The sequence below is a fragment of the Streptosporangium lutulentum genome (genome assembly GCF_030811455.1).
GTDB lineage: Bacteria > Actinomycetota > Actinomycetes > Streptosporangiales > Streptosporangiaceae > Streptosporangium > Streptosporangium lutulentum.
Window position 1 is genome coordinate 1,630,254 of the sequence record NZ_JAUSQU010000001.1, and the last position, 23,239, is coordinate 1,653,492.

General features: G+C 69.0%; 16 protein-coding genes and 1 other annotated feature. Of the genes, 6 read left to right on the forward strand and 10 right to left on the reverse strand.

The window, feature by feature from the left end:
- Positions 1–55: 55 nt before the first annotated feature.
- The 3 genes from J2853_RS06820 to J2853_RS06830 all read right to left on the reverse strand — a co-directional run bounded on the left by J2853_RS06820 (position 56) and on the right by J2853_RS06830 (position 7,550).
- Complete coding sequence (locus J2853_RS06820; protein WP_307556097.1) at positions 56–5,038, reverse strand: DNA-binding protein; 4,983 nt, start codon at positions 5,036–5,038, stop codon at positions 56–58.
- A complete protein-coding gene (locus J2853_RS06825) occupies positions 5,035–5,922 on the reverse strand; it encodes a DUF4132 domain-containing protein (RefSeq protein WP_307556098.1) in 888 nt (295 codons plus the stop codon). Before J2853_RS06825 ends, J2853_RS06820 begins: the two co-directional genes overlap by 4 nt.
- Before the next feature lie 389 nt (positions 5,923–6,311).
- Positions 6,312–7,550, reverse strand: a complete 1,239-nt coding sequence (locus tag J2853_RS06830) for an extracellular catalytic domain type 1 short-chain-length polyhydroxyalkanoate depolymerase (RefSeq protein ID WP_307556101.1) — start codon at positions 7,548–7,550, stop codon at positions 6,312–6,314.
- Between the two features lie 335 nt (positions 7,551–7,885).
- Here J2853_RS06830 and J2853_RS06835 point away from each other — a divergent pair, with 335 nt between their 5' ends.
- The gene (locus J2853_RS06835) at positions 7,886–9,565 is read left to right on the forward strand and encodes a DEAD/DEAH box helicase (RefSeq protein ID WP_307556103.1); all 1,680 of its coding nucleotides are present in this window, start codon (positions 7,886–7,888) and stop codon (positions 9,563–9,565) included.
- A 121-nt stretch (positions 9,566–9,686) separates the two neighbouring features.
- Here the strand turns inward: J2853_RS06835 and pdxR are convergent, their stop codons facing one another.
- Complete coding sequence (gene pdxR, locus J2853_RS06840) at positions 9,687–11,189, reverse strand: MocR-like pyridoxine biosynthesis transcription factor PdxR (RefSeq protein WP_307556105.1); 1,503 nt, start codon at positions 11,187–11,189, stop codon at positions 9,687–9,689.
- 69 nt (positions 11,190–11,258) lie between these two features.
- On the opposite strand from pdxR, the gene J2853_RS06845 reads away from it, so the two are divergent.
- Entirely contained in the window at positions 11,259–11,870 is a 612-nt protein-coding gene (locus tag J2853_RS06845; RefSeq protein ID WP_307556107.1) for a LysE family translocator, read from the forward strand.
- A gap of 176 nt (positions 11,871–12,046) precedes the next feature.
- Here the strand turns inward: J2853_RS06845 and J2853_RS06850 are convergent, their stop codons facing one another.
- Positions 12,047–13,018 (reverse strand): alpha/beta hydrolase, encoded by a 972-nt coding sequence (locus tag J2853_RS06850; protein ID WP_307556109.1) that lies wholly within the window; start codon positions 13,016–13,018, stop codon positions 12,047–12,049.
- Positions 13,019–13,533: 515 nt separating this feature from the next.
- On the opposite strand from J2853_RS06850, the gene J2853_RS06855 reads away from it, so the two are divergent.
- A protein-coding gene (locus J2853_RS06855) for an IS3 family transposase (protein WP_307556111.1) occupies positions 13,534–14,756 on the forward strand; the annotation gives its coding sequence in 2 pieces (ribosomal slippage) (positions 13,534–13,816 and positions 13,816–14,756; 1,224 coding nt in all).
- Positions 13,809–13,922, forward strand: a sequence feature (AL1L pseudoknot). Its footprint overlaps the gene before it by 114 nt.
- 128 nt (positions 14,757–14,884) lie before the next feature.
- Here J2853_RS06855 and J2853_RS06860 read toward each other — a convergent pair.
- Complete coding sequence (locus J2853_RS06860) at positions 14,885–16,705, reverse strand: CocE/NonD family hydrolase (RefSeq protein WP_307568620.1); 1,821 nt, start codon at positions 16,703–16,705, stop codon at positions 14,885–14,887.
- A 6-nt stretch (positions 16,706–16,711) separates the two neighbouring features.
- Between J2853_RS06860 and J2853_RS06865 the strand changes: the two genes are divergently transcribed.
- Positions 16,712–18,186, forward strand: a protein-coding gene (locus J2853_RS06865) for an IS3 family transposase (protein ID WP_307556113.1) whose coding sequence is annotated in 2 segments (ribosomal slippage) — positions 16,712–17,051 and positions 17,051–18,186 — 1,476 coding nt in all. Because the reading frame shifts where the segments join, the coding sequence is not laid out codon by codon here.
- Positions 18,187–18,192: 6 nt separating this feature from the next.
- On the opposite strand, the gene J2853_RS06870 is transcribed toward J2853_RS06865, so the two are convergent.
- The 4 genes from J2853_RS06870 to J2853_RS06885 all read right to left on the reverse strand — a co-directional run bounded on the left by J2853_RS06870 (position 18,193) and on the right by J2853_RS06885 (position 21,129).
- A complete protein-coding gene (locus J2853_RS06870; RefSeq protein ID WP_307556116.1) occupies positions 18,193–19,125 on the reverse strand; it encodes an AMP-binding protein in 933 nt (310 codons plus the stop codon).
- Between the two features lie 23 nt (positions 19,126–19,148).
- Positions 19,149–20,018 carry an amidohydrolase family protein gene (locus tag J2853_RS06875; protein ID WP_307556118.1) on the reverse strand — a complete coding sequence of 290 codons (870 nt, stop codon included), beginning with the start codon at positions 20,016–20,018 and terminating at the stop codon, positions 19,149–19,151.
- Positions 20,015–20,674, reverse strand: a complete 660-nt coding sequence (locus tag J2853_RS06880; protein ID WP_307556120.1) for a TetR/AcrR family transcriptional regulator — start codon at positions 20,672–20,674, stop codon at positions 20,015–20,017. The genes J2853_RS06875 and J2853_RS06880 overlap by 4 nt, the downstream gene beginning before the upstream one ends.
- 191 nt (positions 20,675–20,865) lie before the next feature.
- A complete protein-coding gene (locus J2853_RS06885; RefSeq protein ID WP_307556121.1) occupies positions 20,866–21,129 on the reverse strand; it encodes a hypothetical protein in 264 nt (87 codons plus the stop codon).
- Positions 21,130–21,562: 433 nt separating this feature from the next.
- On the opposite strand from J2853_RS06885, the gene J2853_RS06890 reads away from it, so the two are divergent.
- Positions 21,563–22,372, forward strand: a complete 810-nt coding sequence (locus J2853_RS06890) for a DUF4158 domain-containing protein (RefSeq protein WP_307556123.1) — start codon at positions 21,563–21,565, stop codon at positions 22,370–22,372.
- Positions 22,369–22,671: a hypothetical protein gene (locus J2853_RS06895; RefSeq protein WP_307556124.1), complete on the forward strand. Its 303-nt coding sequence runs from the start codon at positions 22,369–22,371 to the stop codon at positions 22,669–22,671. The genes J2853_RS06890 and J2853_RS06895 overlap by 4 nt, the downstream gene beginning before the upstream one ends.
- Positions 22,672–23,239: the final 568 nt, after the last annotated feature.

Consider the following 23,239-nt stretch of genomic DNA (forward strand, 5'->3'; position numbering starts at 1 on the left):
ATCGGGCCCGATGAAAGCGGTCCGTTCCCGGTCGTCCGGAGGGAACGGGAAGACGTCAGCGCCGCCTGCCGCGCCGGACGCGGAGCTCCTCGAAGCGCGGAAGGTCGCCGTCGCGGACCCGCTGCCAGGCCCTGGCGTAGAGGTCGGCCACGGGTTCGGCGGGGACGAGCACGCCGAGGGACGGAGTCTCCCCGCTGACCAGGTCGAACATGGAGATCTTCCACTGTTCGAGCGGGAGGCTCGGGGCCTTGAGGTCCACCCAGGCGCCCGGCAGGAAGAGCGAGCGACCGGCCCGGGCGCGGGTGGCCTCCACCACCAGGTCGGTGGCGGCCAGTTCGGCGCGGGCCGCCTTGAACCGGGCGGGCTTCCAGCCGGTCCACCGGGTGACGTTCTTGTCGGTGGGGTCCGGCATCGCGAGCATCGTCAGGTAGAGCGTGGCGGCGTCCTGGCTCAGGCCGTACTCCTGCGCGACCTGGGAGAGCAGCGCGGGCACGGAGCGGCCGGGGTCCTGCGGCCACCAGGTGCCGTCGGCCGCGCGCTGCCCCGACGCCGGGTCTCCGGGATCGGCGAGGAGCGCCTCGAAACGCGGGTCACGCGCGGTGCGCAGCGCCAGCTCGGCCGGGAACGGTGCTTCCGCGTACCCGGCCAGGGCACGCAGGGCGGGAAGGTAGGGGTCGTTCCCTGACGCGTCGAGCAGGGCGGTGCGGACGCCCGGCATCGGCCGATCGTCGTGGGTGGCCATGATCACGGCGCCGTAGCGTTCCCAGCCTTCGGCGAGCTCGGTAGGGGCTCCGGCGACCTTCCTGAACGCGAGAAGGTCGACGTAGTGACCCAGGCTGAGCAGCAGATCGGGGTTGGACAGCCGCTCCCGGACCGCGGTCAGCACCGCGGGCAGGGCGGCCCGCACCGGGTCGCCGCAGGGCAGCCGGTGGGCCAGCCACACGGACAGGGCGATCGAGGCCGTCAGCGTGGGCTCCGTGAACCCGGCGACGCCGTCGTCGGCGGGGGAGACCCGGTCGCGGTGCACCCGCCAGCGCAGATCCCCGCTGAGCTCCGGCGACGCCGTCGGATCGAGCAGGGCGGGCAGCGCCCGGCCGGGCTCCCACTCGGTGCGCACCGCGCGTGTCGCCTCCCCGACGAGCCATTCGGGGACGGCGGCCCGCCGGCCCACCCTGGAGTTCCACACCCGTGCGGCGGCGGCGACGTCCGGACCGTCGGTCCACAGCGCGGCCGGGTGTTCGGGCAGCAGCGCGGCGACGACCTCGCGCCGGATGTCGGCGTTCGTCCGGCCCAGCTCGTCCTTGGCGACGGCGGCGTCGGACGCCTTCAGCCCGAGCGCGGTCCGCAGGTCGACGGGCAGGAAGGCGCGCTGGTGGGCGTCCACGTAGGGCAGCCCGGCGACGATCAGCTTGGCCGCCGTCTCCGTCACCCCCGTGAGCCGCGAGAACTCCCCGGCCGCCTCCGGCCGCCAGGGCGCCGGACCTCGTGCGGCGTGTTCCGCGAGGAACTCCCCGAGCCAGCCCGCCGGCCTGGCCTCGCCGACCGGGCCCGAGGAACGCACGGTGTAGGGGTGGGGGACGTCGAAGCGGCGGGCCGGATCGTGGAAGAGCGCGGTGAAGTGGTAACCGCCGCTGTCGGAATCGGAGTCCAGGAAGGCGATGAAGGCGCCCTCCTCCAGGGCGAGCATTCCGCGCCGGTTGCCGCCGCGCTGCCCTCCCCGGGCGTTGTCGAGCCACTTCTCGTCGAGGTGCAGTGTGAGACGGCGCCACGAGGCCGGCTCGGCCGCGGAGGACAGCCCGAGCGTGTCGAACTCGGAGAGCAGCTGCCGCAGCGCGTCCGCCTGCCCGGGGGCGGACGTCGACGCCATCCGGTAGGCGATCGCCGCCGACCTGTCGAGCAGCGGCTCCCACTCCAGCGTGGAGTACGGAAGCTCCGGGCCGTTCAGATGGAGGCGGACGGTCTGATCGGAGGGGGACCGGCCTTCCCCGCGGATCATCCGCAGCTGCCGGAAGACGTTGTGGGACTCCTCGCGGTTCCACCATGAATTGACGGAGACGCCGAGACCGTTGAGCGCCTCGGTGAGCAGGTCGTCGGAGGGACCGACGGGTCCCTGCTCCTTCGGGCCGCCCGCGAGGGCGTCGGCGAGCCGGGCCGCCACCGCGTCCAGGGCGGCCTGCTGGAAGGCGGCGAACCGCGCCACCCCCGCGACCCCGGCGACCACCGCGTCGTGGGTGATCTGCGGCAGCAGCGCGCGGACCATCCTGTACAGCTCGTCCTGCGCCGACTGCGCGTCCTGCGGGGACTGTCCTTGCGGGCTGGAGCGCGCCGACTCGAAGGAGTTCGCGGCCTTCAGCAGCGCCGCCGCCGTCTCCCCGTCGATCCGGCGCAGGGCCGTCGAGCCCTCCGGGTCGCGCGGCCGCATGCAGCGCCAGTAACGCACCGGAGGCAGCAGCACGGTGCCCTCCGCGAAGGCTCCGGGAACCCTCCGCAGGGCGGCCGTCGCGACGACGACCCCCTCGGGGTCGACGAGATTGACCCCGCCGTAAGCCGTGGTGAGGGCGCGCGGCCGGTCGTCCCCGGGGAACGTCACCGCGTGCGCCGGGGAGCCGGTCCCGTTGCGGCCTCCGCCGCCGCCGAGGTTGACGGTCCGCCCGGCGAGGTCCTCGCCGCGCCGCGATCCGTCGGGCAGCTCGACCACCCGCCAGCCGAGCAGGCCGCCCACCGGGACGCCGGCCGGGGTGGCCTCGTCGGAGAGGGCGGGCAGCAGCCAGCCGCTGCGGAAGGCGCTGCCCGAAGGCGCCGACCGCAGCGCGTCGGTCAGGAAGCCGGGCATGCTCAGCCGGCCGTCCGCCATGCCGGCCGGGTCGTACTCACGCCAGTCGTTGCTGCCTTTGTCCCACTTCCAGAACGAGGTCCCGTCGCCCATCAGCCGGTGCCTGTCGGGCACGGTGGTGTCGCCCGGGTGCAGCACGTCGCTGCCCGTGGTCCGCCCGCCGCCGGGCAACGGCAGGGTGACCAGGTCGGAGCTCAGCGCCCAGCTGGAGCCCATCCCCTCCATGGGAAGAATCGTCCCGGCGGAGGAGTGCCAGTATCCACGCAGTCCGTCGCCCGAACCGTCGGCCTGCCAGTAGACGAGCAGCTCGCCGTCGACGTAGTGGAAACCGGGGTCGCCCCAGACGTCGTCCGGCGCGGTGCGCAGGTCGTGGGTGAGCGCGGTTCCCTCCAGGCCGATGACCCTGACCTGGGAGGGACCCGAGACGATCAGGTGCGGCCACGCGTCGGCGACCGCGATCTCATTGAGGTCCTTCGGGCCGATGAGAGCGGCGACCGCCTCCTCCCAGGCCGGCCAGCCCAGCTCGTCGAAGATCCCGCAGCGTAGCGTCCGGGCGAGCTCGGCGGAGAGATCGGTCCGCGCGGCCTCGGCGACCTCGTCCTCGGCGAGGAGGAGTGCCTCGCCCGGCAGCCAGGTCAGCAGCTTGATGGCGTCGGGCAGCTGCGGCAGGCCGGCGGCGAACGAGTGGCGGGCGGCCGTGCTCACCCACTCCGCCAGCATCGGCCGGCCACCGGGAGAGGCGGCCAGGCAGCGGATGGCCCGATGCCCCTCGGCGTCGTCGCGGAACCGGTCGGCGGTGCGGTGGAACACGGGCCGGAACCGGGGGTCGGCCGCCAGCGCGAGCAGGTCACGCCGGTTCTCGTCCCGCGCCCAGGGCCTCAGCAGCAGCGTCTCGGTGTCATCCGGGTCGGCGACCGGAACGTCCAGCGACAGCAGCAGGTCGAGCAGGTCGGGATCGGGTTTGAAAGGCAGGCTTCCGCTCGTCGCGGCGAGTTCGGCGCGCAGCCGTCCGGCCACGCGCTCGACCAGCGCGTACAGGCCCGGCAGCCGCGTGAGCCCGGGGTGCCAGATCCCCAGGAAACGTCCGAGCCAGCCGGCGGTGCCGTCCGCGGGACGCTCCCGCTCGGACACCTCGGGGTCGTCCAGGCCCGTGGTGGCGCCCGATTCCTCCAGCATCTCCAGCCAGAAGGCGGACATGTCGTGGTCGCGGTTTCGGGGCATCAGGTTCAGCAGCGTTCCGCGGATCGCGGGCTCCCGCCTGGCGAGGGCCACCAGAGCCGGGCGGTGCGCCTGCCACCAGCTCGGCGGGGCCCCGAGCGTGGCGGGCAGGTCGAGCAGGTCGACCAGGTAGGCCTGCTCCTCGGCGTCCGCGTCGCAGTCGGCGGCCCCGGACAGCCGGCGCAGGTCGGTGGCCATCTGCGCGGACGGCGACAGCCCGCCCGCCGTACGGCGAACGCACAGCCTGCGGAACCTGCGCAGGGCCTCGTCGGCCGGAACCCGGGCGGTCAGATCCTTCGCGTACGCCGACAGCGCCTTCACCGGCAGCGCTCCGGAGAGCGCGAACTCCAGGAACACCGCGTCGAGCCGCTCCTCGTCGACGTGCAGTCCGTGCTCCGCCTCGGCCTTGCGCGCCTGGGTGAACATCTGTGCCGCGTAGGTGACGTTCTCCACGGAGAGGAACACCCGTCCCGCCTGTTCGAAGAACGTCGGCAGGAAATGCGGGACGGACCCGGCCAGTCGCGTGGCGAGGTGCCGGTAGGCGTCGAGGGCGGCCTTCGGCTTGGACTTCACCTGGCGGCCCGCGCGCTCCAGCTCCGGAACCAGGGCGAGCGCGTGACGGCCGTCCTGCGGGTGGTGCACGAGCACCCATTCCGGGAAACCGAGCGCGTGCCGCAGGCCCAGCCCGACCACGGCCGGCTCGCCGGCCGGTTCCAGGCCGAGGAAGCCCGCCGCCGCGTCTTCCGCCGAGCCCAGCTCCTCGGTGACCAGGCGCACCACCACCCGGCCGTCCAGCGCTGGGTGCCGGTAGGCGCGCGCGGTCAGCGGCACCGCCTGCTCGCCGCCTCCGCGCGTGTCAGGGAGAAGGACGGCCCCGGCCTCCAGCAGTTCGCGCGTCCCGGCCTCGCTCCCGGCTCCGGGTGCTCCGGTTCCGGCCTCCCGCGGCCGCCCTGTCGTGCCGCTCGCCGATGACATGACGTCGCTCACGCGTTCTTTCCTTCCTCGACGGTCCGGCCGGCGTACAGCGCCGCGGCCATGCGCATCCCCTCGGACCAGGCCACCGGGCCGACCTCCCGGAGTCTCAGCAGCCTGCCCTCCCGGTCGTGCCAGGTCAGGCCGCCCGTCTCGGTGTCACCGTCCCAGTAGGGTTCTCCGATCCACACCGACGCCTCGGTGGTCCGTCCCGCGTCGCGCACCGCGCAGGTGGCGTAGCCTCCCGACACCCGGTAGCCGAGGGAGGTCGTCCGGGCGGCGAGACCGAACCGGGAGCCGAACCGTCCCCCGGCGAACTCCTTCACCTCCGTCGCCGTCTCCGCCGGATCGGCGGGCCTGGTCCAGGTCGCCCGGTGGATCTGCTCGACCCGCTGGACCACACCCAGCTCCGCGGCGAACTCCCGCAGCTCCTCCAGGTCGGGCAGCAGCACCGGGTGCGGCAGGGTCACCGTCTCCGGGGACAGCCGGACGGTCTCGCCGTCCAGGTTCACCATCCGCAGCTCGCCGGAACCGGTGACGTCCCGCAGGAAACCCGGCTCGTCCTTGTCGTCGCCGACCACGACGAGGTCACGCAGCACCGACTGCCACGCCTCGTCCTGCCACACCTGGACCACCAGCCCGGTGGGGACGGGCAGGGACGACACCATCCAGGTGTCCACCTGGGCCACGCAGGCGGCCTCGTGCCGTTCGAGCCACTCGGTCAGACGGCGTAGCCGCTCCACCTCGGGGTGTTCCCGCACCTGTTTGGGCAGGGACTTCAGCTGCCGTCCCGCCGCCCGGCCCGTGGTGGCCCTCGCCGCCACCCGGCCCTCCACCAGGGTGACCTCGTACCCGTCGCCCGCCACCAGCCAGCCCAAGGGGTCCCTGCCTCTCACCACGCACGGATTGCCGACGCCCGCAGGGATTTCGACACCTGCGACCGTTATGCGCGGAACGCTAACGCCCCGGACCGACAAACCTGTACTCGGCGTCGGGCGGCGGGACGACGACCTCGCGCACCAGTCTTTCGTCGCGGAGCGGGGCGGGGCGACGGCGTGGCCACCGTTTCGAAGGGGGCGTGGCGCCGATCGGACAACGAGGCGAAGCCCTCGGCGGATCGGGGCCGCGCGCGTGGGACGTGAACGCGAGGGTGCCCGCACCCGGTCCTTGTGAACCGGGTGCGGGCACCCTCGCGCCGCCTTCGCCGCCACGTCCCCCTGCGGTCACCTTCCGGGATCGTGGTCGGCCGCCCGGCCCGGTTCCCCGGCCGTGGCGGGCTCGCGGGAGATCACTGGCACTGGCCGTCGGCGAGGACCCAGTGGTTCGAACCGGTCTGCTTGAGCGTGTGGGTGGTGAAGGTGTTCCACAGCCCCATGGCGTCGTTGGACCCGTTGGCGTAGGTGTAGCCACCGGACTGGTGGGCCCGTCCCGCGGTGGTGTGGGCGTAGTTGCTCGCGGTCACGCAGGCCGGGGGCACCGTCGGCGTCGGGGTGGGGGTCGGCGTGGGGGTGGGAGTCGGGGTCGGGGTCGGCGGGGTCCCGCCGTTCAGGCGGAAGAACTGCACGTCGTGGTAGGCCGAGCAGATGGTGTCGAGGAAGTACGCCGCCACGGTGCCGCACTGGTCGGCGGCGCCGCCCGGGTCGATCGGCAGGCCGTGCCCCATGCCGGCGATCTCGTACAGGCGCACGTCGTCGTTGCCGTACACCTTCAGAGACGTGCCGCCGGGCAGGCTCTGCGTGGAGGTGGGGGTCTGCGAGACGCCCCGCACGTTCGTCCACTGGTCCCGCAACTGCGCGGCGTTGGCCGGAACGACGGTGAAGTCCGACGAGCCCTGCCAGATGGCGACACGCGGGTACGGCCCCGAGTACCCGGAGTAGGCGTTGCGTACCAGGTCGCCCCACTGCTTCGGGGTCTTGCTGACGGGCCCGTACTGGCAGGTGGACGCCTGGGTCAGGCCGGCCGCGCAGCGGTACGCCAGCCCGGCCCCGATCGAACCGCCCGCGAAGACGTCCGGATAGGTGGCGAGCATGACCGCGGACATGGCCCCGCCCGCGGACAGCCCGCTGACGTAGACGCGTGCGGGATCGGCCCCGTAGGTGGTGACCGCGTAGGCGACCATGGCGCGAATCGAGGCCGCCTCGCCCTGGCCGCGGGTGGTGTCGCCGGTCTCGAACCAGTTGAAGCAGTTGGAGAAGTTGTTGGCGCTGCCGGTCTGCGGCACCACCAGGCTGAAGCCCAGCTGATCGGCGAACTTGCGCCATCCCGAGTTGGCGAAGTATCCGGCGGCGTTCTGCGTGCAGCCGTGCAGCAGAACCACGACCGGACGGCCACCCGCCAGCCCGTCGGGCCGGTAGCTGTACATGGACAGGTTGCCGGGATTGCTGCCGAACGAGCTGACCTGGACCAGCGAGGCCGCCCGCGCGGGAGTCGCCGGTGCGGTCGCACCGAGCAGCCCGACAAGGAGGGCCAGAAGGGTCAGTAAGGTCGGGGCGGTTCGCGACAGTGGCGCTGAACGAGATACGGTCATGGGGGGTGCTCCTTGCTGTTGCCTGGCTCACCGGCTCTTACCAGCGCACGTTAGGACCGGCGTAACGCCCCCGACATGTTCACGACACACACTATTCGGCTCCGGGCTATGGACCGTGTTCTCATGCCGCAGGCCGAAGATCTCCGTGTTCTCCTGGAGGGACGCTCGGTACATAGCGGTGCTCGGAAGGGTCGCCGCTCGTTCCTCCGGTGCGCGGCGGTTACGGAAGCGGAACCGTTTCCACAGTACAGAACGCTGATCGACATACCCCGTGGTGCGTCATTGGCCGCTGCGGCGGCCGACGACGGCGACGGGTGGGAACGAGGAGTCCGACCATGACCCTGAACACAAGCGACGACCCGGGCAGTTTCGCCGACCTGGGACTGCGCCCGGAGCTTCTCCGGGCGCTCTCCAGCCTTGGCTACGAGGAGCCCACTCCCATCCAGCGTGAGGCGATCCCGCCTCTGCTGGAGGGGCGCGACCTGCTGGGGCAGGCCGCGACGGGGACGGGCAAGACGGCCGCTTTCGCGCTTCCGGTGCTTCATCGGATGTCGCTGGAGGGCAGGGGCGCGGAGCCGATGGCGCTGGTGCTCGTGCCCACGCGCGAGCTGGCCGTCCAGGTCTCGGAGGCGGTCCACCGCTACGGCCGTGACCTGGACGTGCGCGTCCTGCCGATCTACGGCGGGCAGCCCATCGGCCGGCAGTTGCGTGAGCTCGAACGCGGGGTCGACGTCGTCGTCGCGACGCCGGGGCGTGCCCTCGACCACATCGGCCGCAGGACCCTTCGCCTGGGCGGTCTCAAGATGGTCGTCCTGGACGAGGCGGACGAGATGCTCGACATGGGCTTCGCCGACGAGATCGAGGCGATCCTCCAGGAGACCCCCGAGGATCGTCAGACGGTGCTCTTCTCGGCGACGATGCCGTCCCGTATCAACGGAATCGCCCGCCGCCACCTCCAGGACCCGGTCCGGATCCAGACCGGGCGGGAGATGGCCGCCCCGGGGGAGGCCCCGCTGGTACGGCAGACCGCGTACGTGGTCCCCCGGGCGCACAAGCCGGCGGCGCTCGGGCGGGTGCTGGACGTCGAGTCTCCCTCGGCGGCGATCGTCTTCTGCCGCACGCGAGACGAGGTCGACCGGCTCACCGAGACCCTGAACGGGCGCGGTTACCGCGCGGAGGCGCTGCACGGAGGGATGAGCCAGGAGCAGCGCGACCGGGTGATGGGGCGGGTGCGGAACGGGACCGCGGACCTGCTCGTCGCGACCGACGTGGCCGCGCGCGGGCTCGACGTCGAGCAGCTCACCCACGTGATCAACTACGACGTTCCCTCCGCGCCCGACTCGTACGTGCACCGGATCGGCCGGGTCGGCAGGGCGGGCCGCGAGGGCGTCGCGATCACCCTGGCGGAGCCGCGAGAGCACCGGATGCTCAAGACCATAGAGCGGGTGACCAAGAGCCGGATCACGGTCGAGAAGGTGCCGACCGTCGCCGATCTGCACGCCCGGCAGCTGGAGATGACGCGTTCCGCGCTGCACGAGAGCCTCCTGGAGGACGACCTGGAGCGCTTCCGCGTCGTGGTCGAGACGCTCACCGACGAGTTCGACATCATGGAGGTGGCGCTCGCCGCGGTGAAGCTGGCACACGAGGCCAGCGGGGTGACGGCCGACGAGGAGGAGATCCCGGAGGTCGACCTGAGGACCGAGCGGGAGGGACGTGGTCGCCGCGAGACGGCCGGCCGCGACGATCGGCGCGGTCGCGCACCGGCGGGCGGGATGACACGCCTGTTCGTCGGCGCCGGCCGCAGCAGCAGGATCCGGCCGCAGGACCTGGTCGGCGCGATAGCCAACGAGTCACGCCTCAGTGGGCGTGACATCGGGGCGATCGAGATCTCCGACCGGTTCTCGCTCGTGGAGGTCCCCGAGTCCGCGGCCGACGAGGTGGTCGCCGCCCTGCGGGAGAGCAGCATCAAGGGGAAAAGGGTGACGGTCCGCAGGGAGCGGGACGGCAGGCGTTAGCCGGCCGTCGAGGAACCGTCCGCCACGTCCGGCCGGGCCGGCCCGTTGACGCAGGCTCCCGCCGGGACCGATCAGTGTGGCCGTGACCCCGTCCGCCAACGGTCGTGACCGGATCCCGCTGTCAGAGCAGACGCCGTACGACGTCGCCGAGGGTCGCCACGCCTTCGCCGATGTCGGTCGGCGTGCTCGCGGCGTACCCCAGGACAAGCCCTGGCCGGCTCGGGCGCTGGCTGTGCCATGACAACGGCTGCACCTTCACGCCACGCGCGAGCGCCGCTTCGGCGAGGTCGGCGTCGGCGAACCCGGCCTCGAAGGTGATCATCAGGTGCAGGCCCGCCGCGGCACCGTGCACGACCGCGCGCGGAAGGTGGGTTCTCAGCGCGTCGATCATGGCGTCCCGGCGGCGGCGGTGGCGTCCCCGGAGGAAACGTAGCTGGCGCTCCATCTCGCCCGACTCCATCAGCCGAGCCAGAACCAGCTGTGGCAGTACGGCGTTGCCGAGGTCGGCGTACCGTTTGGCGGCTACGAGGTCCTCCCGGTACTTCGGTGGGGCGAGGAGCCATCCCACTCGCAGAGCGGGAGCGAGCAGCTTGGACACGCTCCCGGTGTAGCAGACGTGCTCGGCGAGCATCGACCGCAGGGCGGGGACCGGAGGGCGGTCGTAACGGTGTTCGGCGTCGTAGTCGTCCTCGACGATCAGCCCGCCCTCACCGGCCCACCGCATCAGCTCACGACGTCTCTCCCCGCTGAGCACCACCCCGGTGGGAAACTGGTGCGCCGGGGTCAGCAGGACGGCCGGAGCGCCCTGGGCACGCAACTCATCGACACGGATTCCTTCGGAGTCGACCGTGACCGGCGGGGTGTCCAACCGCCAGTTGCGCAGATGCTGACGAGTGCCGAGCGATCCGGGGTCCTCCACCGCCACCGCGGAGATCCCGTCATGACGGAGCACCTGCGCGAGCAGTCCGAGTGCTTGAGCGGTGCCGGCGACGATGAGCACCTCACGCGGATCCACCCTGATCCCGCGATTGCGGGCCAGCCAGTTCGCGACGGCGAGACGCAACGCCGACGTCCCCCGGGGATCTCCGTATCCGAAGTCGGCCGCGGAGAGGTCGCTGAGTACCGAACGCTCAGCCCGCAGCCAGGCCGTCCGCGGAAACGCGGCCAGGTCGGGCACCCCGGGCGACAGATCGATCCGGGCCGGAACCGCTCGCAACGCGTCGAAGGCGTCCGCGCCGGGCGCGGCGGCGAACAACGCACGCGCCGGCGGCGGGCCGGCGGGCACGGGTGGCCGCGCTGCCACCGGCGCTGTCATCGGCGCTGTCACCGGCGCGGCGACGACGACCGTTCCGCCCCGGCCTCGCCCGGCGACGTGCCCGTCCTCGCTCAGGCGCTGGTAGGCCTCGGTGACAACGCCGCGGGACACGTGCAGCTCACCGGCCAGAATCCGCGTGGCAGGCAGCCTGCTCCCGACCGGCAGGCGTCCGTCCGATATCGCGAGCCGAAGGTGCCGGGCCAGCCAGGTGGACAGTCCACCCGCCGGCGCGTCACCGATGTTCAGCTGAAGGAAATCGGTCCCAGACGTTATGGACCTGTCGGAAGCGTCTTCATTGGACCTGTTCACCGGGCCATTGTGTCAGCAGGGTGAACCTATGACACTGATCTGCTCGACCCGCCCTGCCAGGAGTTCGCTGTGAGCGTCGCGTTCTTGGTGACCACGCTCGTCATGGTCGCCACACCTGGCACAGGCGTTGTCTACACACTGTCGGCCGGCCTCTCCCGCGGACGTCGCGCAAGCGTCGTGGCCGCGGTGGGATGCACGCTCGGCATCGTTCCGCACATGGTGGCGACGATCACCGGTCTCGCGGCGCTGCTCCACACGAGTGCACTGGCATTCCAGGTCCTGAAATATCTGGGTGTGGCCTATCTCCTCTACATGGCGTGGGCCACGCTCAAGGACAAGAACGCGATCGTCGTGGAAGAGGAGACCGCCCCTCGCCCAGCGATCAGGGTGATCATCTCCGGCATTCTGATCAACCTCCTCAACCCGAAGTTGACCATGTTCTTCTTCGCGTTCCTGCCGCAGTTCGTGAGCACCGGCGAGCCGGGCTCCCTCCTGCGGATGGTGGAGTTGAGTGCCGTCTTCATGCTGTTCACGTTCGTCGTCTTCGCCGCCTACGGCATTTTCGCCGCCTCGATGAGGGACCACGTGACCTCGCGACCTCGGGTGATGGCCTGGATGGGCCGGATCTTCGCCGGTTCCTTCGTCGCGCTCAGCGTCAAACTCGCCTTCACCGATCAATAGATCCAGGCCGCGGAAGGAACGGCTCTCGTGGCATCCGGCGGAGCCGCCGGGCGATCCGGGCCGGCGGCCCGGCCGCCCCGGCCGCCCCGGACGCGGCGGATCGGCATCGGGCCGCCGGTGCGCGGGGCGGCTCCGTGCGCACCTGGCCCTCCGGCCGATACGGCCGCGCCCGGAGGTCAGCGAAGCAGCGCCCGGCGCAGCGCGACCACCCGCTCGGCGGCGGCCCGGCGGCTGATCTCCGCCTCGGGGATCATCCCGTCGAAGCTGTGGAAGGCCCCCGGGTACAGGTGGAACTCGGTGGAGACGCCCGCCTGCACCAGCCGCTGGGCGTAGTCGACGCACTCGTCCCTGAAGACCTCCAGTTCGCCGACGTCGAGGTAGGCGGGGGGCAGACCGGACAGGTCGGCCATGCGGGCGGGGGCGGCGTACGGCGAGACGTCGTCCGTACCCGCGGCGTCACCCAGGAGCGCACTCCACCCGAGGAGGTTGGCGCCCCGGTTCCAGACGACCGCCTCGGCGAACTCCCGGCTGGACGGGGTGACGTTGCGGTCGTCCAGCATCGGGCAGACGAGCAGTTGGAACGCCAGGGCCGGGCCGCCGCGGTCGCGGGCCAGCAGCACGGTGCCGGCGGCGAGACCTCCTCCGGCGCTGAGCCCGCCCACCGCGATGCGGTCGGGGTCGATGCCGAGTTCGGCGGCGTTCTTGGCGGTCCAGACGAGACCGGCGTAGCAGTCCTCCACCGGTGCCGGATGCGGGTGCTCGGGCGCGAGGCGGTAGTCGACGGATACGGCCACGCATCCCAGCCGGATGACGTACTCGACCATGCGCAGGTCGTCCATCTCGGGGTCGCCGATGATCATCCCGCCGCCGTGGATCCAGTAGACGCCGGGAACGGCGCCCTCCTGTCCGGCGAGACGGTAGATCCGCAGCCGGATGTCGGGCTCGCCCTCCGGGCCGGGCACCATCCGGTCCTCGATCGTGACCCGGTCGTCAAGCGCGACCGGGGCCATCGCGGCACGCATCGCGTTCATCTGGACGCGGATGCCGGGCAGGTCCTCCAGCCGGATGGCGGACAGGTCGGAGGCGGGGAGGGGAGACCGCAGGAGAGCGGCCCCCAGCTCGGGATCGATGTTCGGGTGAAGTTCCATACCACTCACCTTCGGGAGGACGGCAGCGCCGGGCCGTGCGATCGGCCCTGCCGTCGATCATGGGCGGATCCGGGCCCCTTCACAACCGGAAGACGGCCACGACGAAGGAGCATACGACCGCCGGTTGGCGGTCACCCGACCGGTATGCCGGCGACAGGGCGCACCTCTGGCACGTGTAATGACGAAGAAATCTGGGCGTCATGGGCTTCCCGGGGTGCTTGTCAGCGCTGTTTTCCCGGGTGACAGCCTTAAGGGATGAGGTATTCAGACAGAAGCGGGGGACTGTCTGGCACGGAGCGAGAGCGATGTGAGGCGCTGCGGCTTCGGGCGGCGGACATGCTCTCCGGAGGAGCTTCTTTTCGAGACAGCCTTTCGAGACGCATTATGGCCGCGATGCGTCTCAGGTGTGGATGGTTCTCGTGAACGACCGTTTGTGAGAGCCTTCGGCGCTGCTTAGGTGTCCTGGGCCACCCCGAGTTAGTTGGAGGCTCCGATACCTGGAAGGGTGAGGAGTTATGGCACCACCGAGGAAGTATGCCCCTGAGCTGCGGGAACGCGCTGTCCGTATGGTTTTCGAGCTGCGTGCGGCCGGTGAGGGGGCGGGCGTGCTGGCCCGGGTCGCAGACCAGCTCGGGGTGCACCGCGAGGCGCTACGGACCTGGGTGCGCCAGGCCGAGGTCGATGGCGGGAAGCGCCCGGGGACATCGACTTCTGACGCCCAGCGGATCACCGAACTCGAGCGTGAGAATCGCGAGTTGCGGCGGGCGAACGAGATCCTGAAGGCCGCCTCGGCGTATTTCGCCCGGGAACTCGATCCCAGACTGCCGCGCTAGTCGAGTTCATCGATACCCATCGCGAACGGTTCGGTGTGGAGCCGATCTGTGCCGTGCTGGAGTTCGCGCCGTCCACGTACTGGGCGGCGAAGAAACGGGAGTCGAATCCGTCGGCTCGTGCGGTCCGGGACGAAGAGGTGAAAAAGGAGATCCTGAAAGTGTGGAACGGCCCGGGACGTGGCCTATATGGGGCGCGGAAGGTGTGGGGCCAGCTCAACCGCCAGGGCGTCACGGTCGCCCGGTGCACGGTCGAGCGGCTGATGCGCGAGCTGGGCCTGTGCGGGGCGACCTGGTCGCGCAAACGGCCCCGGACCACCGTCCCCGGCGCCGATCGACCCGGTGACCTGCTGGAACGCAACTTCACCGCGGGCCGGCCGGACCTGCGATGGGTCGCGGACATCACCTATGTCGCCACCGCCTCCGGCTGGGTGTACACCGCGTTCGTCCAGGACCTGTACTCCCGTCGGATCGTCGGCTGGCAGGTCGCCGACCACCTGGGCACCGATCTGGCACTCGACGCCCTGGAAATGGCGATCTGGGCGCGTGGAGGCGTCATCGATGACCTTGTTCACCATTCCGATAGAGGCGTTCAATATACTTCTATCCGCTACGCCGAACGGCTCGACCAGGTCGGTGCGGCTCGTTCTGTGGGCAGCAAAGGCGATTCGTATGACAATGCCGCTGCGGAGTCGCTCAACAGTCTCTACAAGAAGGAGCTAATCGAGTTCCATGGCGGCTGGAAAGGCGTCATGGATGTGACGATTTCCACCATGGAATGGGTTGCCTGGTATAATTCTGAAAGGCTACATTCTTACTGCGGGAACGTTCCTCCGGCCGAGTACGAGGAGACGTTCCACCGATCAACCGCCGACGGCGGCCTGGCGATCGAGAACCAAGCGATCTAGCCTCCAACTTCACCGGGGCGGCCCATCCACCAAACCGGATCAATTCCAGAGGCCAAGTTCCACAGCTCGTTGGCACGCTGCGTGATTCAGGTTTGGCTCACCCCGATGCTGCGTGACCACGCCGTCGATCAAGCTGGCCATGGTGTGTTCCATGTCCGATCCTCGTCAATGCCGTTGCCGATGACCCGCAGTGTGGAGCTCAAGCCCTGCGGACCAAGGGAGCAGGCGGCGCGGACGGTCCTCAGCTCACCGGTCGCGCCAACGATGATGTCGGTCTGTGTGTTGAGCTGTGTCGCTGAGGGATTGTGAGCGTGCGTGGAAATCTCGTATGTGTGGAGGAGTTCAATGGGTTCGCCTTCCACGGTGCGGCCCTTTGAAAGCCACCCACCGCGGACGACGACTTCTGTGCCGTCCGCGTTCTCTTCGAGGGTCACAGCTACTTGCTGATCGACCATCCGATCGTTCTCCCTTGCGCGGGTAGCCGCAGGCAGTTCGAAGGGTGCTGTCATGTCGTGGGTGGGCACTGTCGGCAGATGGAGAATGCTGCTGTACTGCGGACCGACGAGCACTTCGTAGCCAGCGGCGGAGAGCTGAGGCCAGTACTCGGGAAAGTCCGCCGCGCTGAGCGTCAGCTGAAGGCGGTGTCCGGCTTTCAGCCGATAGCGGGTGGGGTCGAAGTCCATCTCGATCTGATGGCCGGCATCGGCCACTTCTCGTGATTCGGGCACCCCGGTGTAAGGCGGTGGGTTGGACAGACGTTGGAAGCCGCGTGTGATCAGTGTCGTGTGGCCGTTTGGCGCGATGTCGTTGAGTTTCGCTACTACGTCCACGTCGAGGTGCGCAACAACCAGGGAGAGGCTGATGCGCGGTGCTCCGGCGATGTCGAGAGTTGAGTCGAGCACGTCGGAGATGAATATGGCGGATCGGGTCACATCGCGCCTCTGATCACGGGGGGCTGCTGCCATCCCCAGACCTGCGGCGACTCCGACCGTTGCGTCGAAAGCGACAGGAACACGGCTCGGTGCCGCCGATGGTCCGGTGCTCAGTCTGCCGTCGGAGAGGTAGAGGGTGCGGTCGGTGGGGGGCACGGCAGGATAGTGTTCGGCGAACTCCCACTGGTCAGCGCCCATGATGTAGGTGGACACGATCGGTGCGGGTGTGGCTTCGGGCTGAACTTTCCGCAGATGTTCGTCGAACCAGTCGATGGTCAAGGCCACGGAATCGACCGGAGCCTGCTCCTGCCCTTCGGGCATACCGTGTAGCCAGGGCCCGCAAATGATGCGGCGAGGTGCATTGATGGCCGCGAAGTCGCGCCATGCGCCGACGACATTGGTGTCTCGCCAGCCGGTGAAGATGAGGGTGGGCACATCGATGGTGGCCGGGTCGACCTCCCGCCCCTGCCAGTAATGGTCGCGGTGCGGATGCTCTGTCCACGCGTCGTGCCAGGGTCTTGCCGCCTGGAGACGTGCTGAGAACGCTGAAGGATCGAGCCATGGTGATGTGAGTGGCAGGGCGGTCAGGGCCAGCATCATCGTTGACCACTCGCCAATGATCATGGCCAGTCCCACGGCGCCTTTGCGTGCCACCTCGTCGGAGTAGGGATCTGTTGATCCCTCGATCGCCACTACGGCTCGCAGCGACGGAGCTCCGCTGGTCGCTGCGCGCAGCGCCGTGATGCCCCCGTACGACAGGCCCCAGACTGCCACCCGTCCGTTACACCATTGCTGATCAGCGAGTTGCTCGATGATGTCGTAGATGTCGTCCTGTTCGACCTTCTCGAACGCATCGGACTTGACACCCTCCGAGGCTCCGGTCCCGCGGAAGTCGACCACGGCGACGGCGTACCCGGCTCTGGTGAACCTTTCCAACTGCGGTGTCCCTCCCTGCCAAAATGGACAGAGGTAGCAAGTAGGCATAAAACTCTGTATCGAGGGCGGGGAAGGAGACATCCCTTCGTGGAAGCAAGCAAGCTGGATCCGCAAATCCCTGACCCGCAGGTGCGTGAGCGGGCTGCGGTCCGCCGATACACCGCGGCCTACAAGGCCCGGATCCTGGCGGAGTACGACCAGCTCGACAAGGCCGGCAAGGGCGCGCTGATGCGCCGGGAAGGCCTGTACTCGTCGTTGATCTCCAGTTGGAAGACAGCCCGAGACCATGGCGCGAGCGAGGCTCTGGCCCGGCCGGTCGGCCGCCCCAAGGCCGATCCACGCGATAAGAAGATCGACACGCTGGAGGGCGAGGTTGAGCGGCTGCGCGCCGAACTCGACAAGACCCGCCAAGTGATCGAGGTGCAGGGAAAGCTCTTCGCGCTGCTGGATCAGTTCGCCACCGGCAGCGAGGCACCGACGGGCCGGGGCGAGCAGTGACCGAGATCATCGAAACCGTCCAAGCCGAGGCGATTGAGGAACTGACTCCGTTGCTTGGGCGGCGCAACGCGTGCGCGGCGGCCGGAGTGCCACAGGCCAACTGGTATCGCAAGAACCGCACCAGCCCCGCCCCGGACCGGCCGAGCATCCCGCGCACGCCGCACCCGGCCGCGCTCTCGCACGGTGAGCGCGAGCGCATCCGCACCGTGCTGAATGAGCGGTTCGCTGACGCGGCCCCGGCCACGGCGTACTTCACGCTGCTGGACGAGGGCACCTACCTGGCATCCGAATCCACCATGTACCGGATCCTGCGCGAACACGGCGAGGTCGGCCGCGATCGGCGCCGTCAGGCCACCCACCCGGCCAAGACCATCCCCGAGCTATTCGCCGACGCCCCGAACCGGGTGTGGGCCTGGGATATCACCAAGCTACGCGGCCCGCACAAGGGCATCTGGTACCACTTGTACACGATCATCGACATCTACAGCCGTTGCGTGGTCGGCTGGATGGTCGCCTCCCGCGAGTCGGCCGCGCTGGCCAAGCGGCTGATCGCTCAGACCATCATCAAGCAGAAGGTCAACCGTGACGCCCTGACCCTGCATGCCGACCGCGGCAGCTCGATGAAGTCCAAGACCGTCGCCGAGTTGCTCATCGACCTGGGCGTGGCCAAGTCGCATAGTCGCCCCAAGACATCCAACGACAACCCGCACATCGAGGCGAGCTTCAAAACGCTCAAGTACTGTCCGGCCTTCCCAGGCCGGTTCGGCTCGATCGAGGACGCCCGCGCCTTCTGCCAGGACTTTTACACCTGGTACAACCAGGAGCATTACCACTCCGGGATCGGCTACCACCACCCGGCTGACGCGCATTACGGTCGCGCTGCCGCCGTCCGAGACCGCCGCGCCCACGTCCTGGCCACCGCCCAAGCCGCCCACCCCGAACGCTTCGCCAGCGGCGGCGCCCCCACCCCTCCCAACCTGCCCGGCCCGACGTGGATCAACAAACCCAAACAGGACCAGACGGACGAGCAGAAGGACACACCAGAGAAGCCGACACAGAATTAGCCCAGCTCAACTGCCTTGATCAAATTGACAGGTTCCGCCATCAGTCAGGCCATAGACCTGTCTGAGCGGGATGCCGAAACGTTCCTCCCAGCCTCGTTGCCACTCTGGCATGGGAACTCCCCAGGCCAGCCTGACCCGGTGATCGCGGTCTCTGTCACTGGGCGGTTGTTTCCACAGGATCGTCAGCGTCGCACCCATAAAGTTGAAAATGGACACGTCGAAGGCCCTGACGTCGTTCCAGAACCGTGAGGCGCTGAAGCGGCGGCCAAGCACGGCGGTACCACGACAGGCCAGGGCGGCCACGACAGTCAGGGTGGCGGCGTCGATGTGGAAGAGCGGGAAGGGGCAGTAGAGGACGTCGTCGGGGAGCAGGCCCATGTAGGTGGCGTGCAACTGTCCCTGCCTGGCCAGGTAACGATGGGACAGCACACATGCCTTGGAGGCGCCGGTCGTGCCGGAGGTGAACAGCAGGGTGGCCGCGGCGAGGTCGTCGACCTCGGCAGGCGGGCACCGGTCAGTGCAGTGTTGATAGTCGGCCAGGTCGTCGAACCGCTGTTCACCTGCGATGCCGTTGACGACAACCCGCTTCAGCTCAGGAAGCTGATCGAGCACGGGCGTGACGACCGGAAGGAATTTGGCGTCGGTGACCAGCACCGAAGCCTCGGCCACCCGCACCGCCTGGGTCAGATGCTCCCCGAGCAGAGCGGTGTTGAGCGGAGCGTGGACGGCACCAAGGCGCGCCAGGGCGAACCAGACGAGAACCTGATCGAGGCTGTTGTGCATCAGCAAAGCGACACAACTGCCTGCGCCTACACCAATTCGGGCGAAGGCGGTTGCGAGCCCGGCCGACCGCTGCTCGACCTGGCAGTAGGTCAGGTCTCCTTCATACGTGCGGAGGAAGACGGCATCAGGGGTGCCGGCTGCCGCATGGGTGAGCATCGCGGTGATGGTGGATCCTTGCATCACTGCGACGCCCCCATGAGCCCGAAGAGGCGGGAGGCATTGTCGTGGAAGAGCGCTTGCAGTGCCGCATCCGGCAGTCCCGATGCGCGCCACTCCGTGATGGCGCGAGCCGGAGACATCATGGGCCAGTCGCTGCCGTAGAGAACCTGATCACGTAGCACATTGGGCATCATGCCGAACAGCGTGTCCCACCCGGTCCCCGCCCTGGCGACGTACTTCGGCGCCAGAGCACCGAACTCCAGATAAACCGTCGGGTGACGGCGTGCCACCGCGCAGTACTCCGTCACCCAGGGCCAGCCGGCGTGGCAGGCGATCAGAGTCAGGTCGGGGAAGTCGCAGGCCACCTGGTCCAGCAGTTCCGGCCGCTCATGACGCAGAGGGTGCAGGCGACTGTAGGTGACGCCCGTATGTACCGCGACGATCAGCCCGAGCTCTTCCGCCCGGGAGTACATCGGGTAAAGGCGGCGGTCGTCGATGTCGAGCCCGAAGAACGCCGGCTGGAGTGTGATCCCGAGCAGCCCGAGGCCGGCGATCGAGGCTGTCTGCCGGGAGATCTGGGTCGGCCGGGCATCGGCGATGTCGACGCATCCGATGCCTGTGAACCGGCCGGGATGTTCGGCCAGAACCTGGCACAGCGCTTCGTTGAGGGCGTCCGCCGATTCACCGCCCTCAGACTCGGCGTGCATGACCGCCTGGTCGATGCCCTCGTCCTCCATGACCTGGAGCAAGTCAGCGAAACGGCCGGTGTTCATCTTGTCGGTCAGCTGCAGGACCTTGTCGTACTGCTCGGTCTGCCGTCTGGGGGCGGCATAGGTCTGACTGGGGCGTAGCTCCTGCGGGAGCCGTACCCGGGCGTCGATGATGCTCATTCTGCGGCTTCCGTTCCGTGCGGGTAATCGGTGATCGGCTCGCTGGCCAGCTGAATCGGGGCCGGCAATTCTCCTGACTCCTCCCGGCTCACGGGCGGCATCCCGACGAGGCGGCAGACGAGCTCGACGAACTGGTCCTGGACCTCGGTGATGTCCAGTCGCCCGTCGGGCCGGTACCAATTGGCGACGCCGTTGCACATCTCCAGGAGCGCCAGGCGGGTGATGCGCAGATCGGTGAGGTGGAAGACACCGGTGCGTGCGCCGCGCTCGATGACCTCGGCGAAGATCGACTCGTAGTCATCGCGGAGGCCGATCAGGGCCTCGTGGTCGTGCGATCTCAGGGCGCGGATCTCTTGGTCGGTCACCTTGGCCGTGAGCGGGTTGAGCGCGCACAACCCCACATGCGTCCGTACCAGGCGGGCCAGCTGCATGCCGGGGTCGGCGGACGTGCTGGTCGCGTCGAGCGCGGAGCGCAGCAACTGTTCAAGGCATGATCGCATGATGCCGGTGAGAACCTCCTCCTTGCTCCCGGCGTAGTGGTACAGGGTCGCGGAGTTGATGCCCACGGCACGCCCGAGTTCGCGGATGCCGGTCGCGGCGTACCCCTTCTGGGCAAACAGGCGAACCGCCGCCTGCTGGATCTCCTCAAGCCTCATGAACATTCCCAATCAATCGATTGATAGATACTGAATCATCGGCGGCGATGTTGGTCAAGCACGATGCAAGAGCATCGGATGCCGATCAGGTGGGTGCATCTCGATCGATGGATACGGCATATAGCAGCTGTGGTGGGTCCAAGGTGATTGCACACACCTGATCGCATCTGGCCCCGGCCGGGTCGGAGGCGTCAGGCAGCCAGGCCCAGGTGGGTGTCCATGTCGATCTGGATGGTGCCGTACAGGTTGGCGTGCGACCAGAACAGCGGCGATAGGGTGCGCCGATCGGCGTCGGTGAGCCGGTCGGCCCCCGAATCTCGGGAGAAGGTACGGCTCCAGACCTCGGCTCTCCGCGACAACGCCACCCTGGTCGGCGCGGCCGAGCTCGCCTTCTCCGACGCACTGGCCAGCCCCCTGGAAGTACTCGCCCGCATGACGTCGTAGTCCGGTCGCACGCCGGAGTCCGGCGCTCGCCTCCGCAGCCGGCAGCCTGCCCACCCCGGTCGCGGTCCACCGTCTGCGCCAGGTCACCCTGGCAGGACTACGTCCCGCGCCTGACCTGAGATGAACCCCCGGACCGGTAGCCCTCCCAAGCAACCAACGGGCAACTGTCTGGAAGTGTGGCCGATCCGTGCAAGAGACCGGCCACACGCCGGGTGGGGCCAACAGGAACCGTAGAGCAGGCCCCCGCAACACGCGCAGACCTTCCGGGGAAGTCCGTGTCCTGGCCCGCCGCGGCTGGCTGACCTTCGACGGCGAGTCGGGGCCGATGGCCCCCGGACCAGCGCTGGGCGCCATCGGGGCACGCAGCCGGGCGGAGGTGGATCGGTCGGCGGCCGAACTCATCCCGGTCGGCATCGGCATCGCCATCGAGTTCATGGCCACGGCTTGCGGGCCTCGCTGGAACAGCACGGCCTGCTGCCGGGGACGATCAAGAGTCTGCTGACCAATGCGACCCGGGGCTTCACGACACTCTACGAACAGGTGTGGGACTCCACCGGGCCAGAGCCGGACCTGCCCGCCCTGTCAGAGGACGATCTGACCGCGCTCGATGAAGAGATCGGCGACCCGTCGGCTATGCCGCTGAGAACGGGCGTTCCGCTGCCGGCGAGGGTCACTAACACGGACACCGCACACAACTGTCAGACTTCCTCCGATAGTGGTCATGTTGGGTGTTCAGCGTGCCGCTGGTACATCCGAGGCACCTTCATCCCTAAGAAGGCGCGGTGGGATCCCCAGAAGCAGATTCGCGAGGACTACGGGTACACCGCGTTCGAGGCCGAGCAGTGGTTCTCCCTGGCGTTCTGGGTGTACCGGCGGGCGTGGACGACCAACGAACGCCCGATCGTGCTGTTTGACCTGGCCACCCACCGCCTGGATCAGGCCAAGATCCTGCTGCCCGGGGTCGCCACCCTGGAACGGATGATCGCCTCGCTGCGCGAACGCGCCGCGCTGCGCCAGTACAAGATCCTGGCCGCCGTGCCCAACCCCCACCAGCAGGCCGGGCTGGAGGACCTGGTGGTCGTCGAGGACGGCAGGCGGGTGTCCAGTCGTTGCGCCGCCACGAGGTGTTCGTGCCCGGTCTGCACAAGTGGGGCGACCCGACCGCCGGCCTGCTGGCCGGGGAAGCCTGGGAGAAGGCACGCCCGAACATCTGCCATGACCTGGGCCTGTTACCGCAGCCAGGCGTCGATGTGAAACGGTGGGCGAGCAGCCTGAACTTCGCCTACAAGCAACTCGCCGCCGGCCTGTCCGGCGACGACGTACGCAACGACTGGGTGCGCATCGAGACCGACTCCACCGGCAAGGACCGCCTGGTGCTCACCGGCCTGGAGAAACTCGATGAGCCCGCCTCCCTCACCGCGCTGCGCGCCGACGTCGACGCCCGCATCCCGGTTGTGGACCTGTCCGAGGCGGTCCTGGAGGTGCGTGGTCCAACCTGCGCACCAAGGTCTTCACCTTCGCCGTCGGCGGTATCGACGAGCTCACCGGCCTGATCAAGAACCGGCTCAAATCCATGCAGTACCGGCCCGACCTGCTGGACGGCTTCATCGCCGAGACCGGGCTCGTGATCTCCGACCTGGCATAACCCCCAGCTTTCTTGCTCAGTACGGCCGCACGACCGTGGCGGGGAGGATCCGACCGGGACCGAGGAGGGAATTCTTTCCGGTATTCGACGCCCGGGGAAATGCCCCTGCCCGGGAAACGCGTCGCCCTGTTAAATGCCTGGCGTCCGGCGAATCCCACGTCTACCGTGGGAAGCGATCAGAACAGGGACACCGTCTCGATTCCCCGTCGTGACAATCGCCGGCCAGGCGTCATGGGGGAAGGCGGCGGCACTTCCACACATCAATTCTCTTCGACTCCGGAAAGGCGTGATAATCACATGGTCGGAAGGGAGGTGAAGCGGCCAGCCTCCGTCGCCGTGAGAATTCATTCACGACGGCGGGAGCGACCGACCCACGGAAAAGAAAGGCCGGAAATCCTTTTTCATGAGACCCCGGAGACGATCGTGAGGGAATTCGTGATCGAAGTTCCCGCCGGACACGTCGTACGCCGGTTCTG